Genomic DNA, 1,319 nt, shown 5'->3' with positions numbered 1-1,319 from the left:
CAGGGATGACAGCTATATAGTAGAGTTTCAGGACCGCATTCGAAAAGTCTATCCTTTTGTAGAAAGGATAGAAGCAGTGCCTCTACCTATACCGGGCAGTGCACCGGAGATTAGTGGCACTGAGGTCCATTGGAACTTTAGTAGTGTTGATAAAAAGTGGCGCGTTGTTCTCGCAGCAAATGCAATTACGCTAGAGACTAAAGATTACAATGGGCACATCGACTTTATTAAGCGGTTCGGTTTTATCCTGAATGCTCTGGCCGATACGGTTCAGCCGACAGTTATGATCCGAATTGGCTATCGATATATCAATAGGCTTCAAAGTCCGGAAGACCTCTCGAATATTCAGATTCTTGTACGTGAAAATCTTATTGGTTTGGCTGATGCTAAGATTCGAGAGAATGTTGTTCAGTCTGTTGCACAATCCACTTGTCGTACAAAAGAGGGAGGGATAGTTGTTCACTGGGGAATACTTCCTCCAAATACAGCAATGTCGGATCTTATGGATCGGCTGGACACCAACTCATGGATTCTAGACATTGACGCATTTACTCAACCTGAGCAAGCAGAAGAGTTTATCGTTGATAAGGCCCTGACGTCTCTAAACTATCTTTCTGACCGTGCCTACGCCTTCTTCCGTTGGGCAATTACGGAAGAGTTTCTAAAACGTTTCGGAGGATAAAATGGTCGGTTTGGCAGCTATCTTAAGTACTGCGTTGGGTGCAGCGGTTGTCCCTTCGCGTCGCTCTGAATCATATGATATCTTACGTGCGCAGCTAGGGGCATATGGTCACGCAACATATGACTTAGGTGGTGTAGTCCATCATATAGCGCCAGAATCTCACTGGACGAGAGAGGGAAATAATCTCAAGAACGATAAAAAAGTTAAAACTGGACCGGACGCTACTGGTGCGATTTCTGATCTCCGTCGTCGCTCGGGTTTGACTATCAAACAGGTTTCAGACGTTCTCGGTGTAAGCCCTAAAACTATCCACAATTGGCAAAATGGCGGCGCTATTTCCTCTGAAAACATGGAGCATCTTGGCCGCGTTTTAGATGCTATTCGTTATGTTGACCGTGGTGAGGGGGCGCTGACAAAAGCTCTGCTTCTGACCGAAGGGGACGGCAACTCCATTTTGCTTGACCTGTTGAAAGATAAGAGATTTACGGAGTTCCGTGCTCTTGCTGGCAAAGGCATTGGTCGTGTAGATTCCAAGAAATTTTTGATGATATCAAAGCCGGTAGAGTCTGCTGGACAACAGCTCCTAGCTCTGTCGGAGGGAGAGCAAGATCTTGGTCTCGAAGAAGAACTTAGTTTC

At 45.9% G+C, this 1,319-nt stretch carries 2 protein-coding genes; both read left to right on the top strand.

The window, feature by feature from the left end:
- Positions 1 to 682: TIGR04255 family protein (locus tag CK240_RS17535; protein WP_135058924.1), on the top strand; the 682-nt coding region annotated here is incomplete at its 5' end.
- Position 683: 1 nt separating this feature from the next.
- Positions 684 to 1,319: helix-turn-helix domain-containing protein (locus CK240_RS18460; RefSeq protein WP_135058922.1), on the top strand; the 636-nt coding region annotated here is incomplete at its 3' end.

This window comes from Paracoccus salipaludis (assembly GCF_002287065.1).
In the GTDB taxonomy this organism is placed as follows: domain Bacteria; phylum Pseudomonadota; class Alphaproteobacteria; order Rhodobacterales; family Rhodobacteraceae; genus Paracoccus; species Paracoccus salipaludis.
This window is presented reverse-complemented; position numbering and strand designations above follow the sequence as displayed.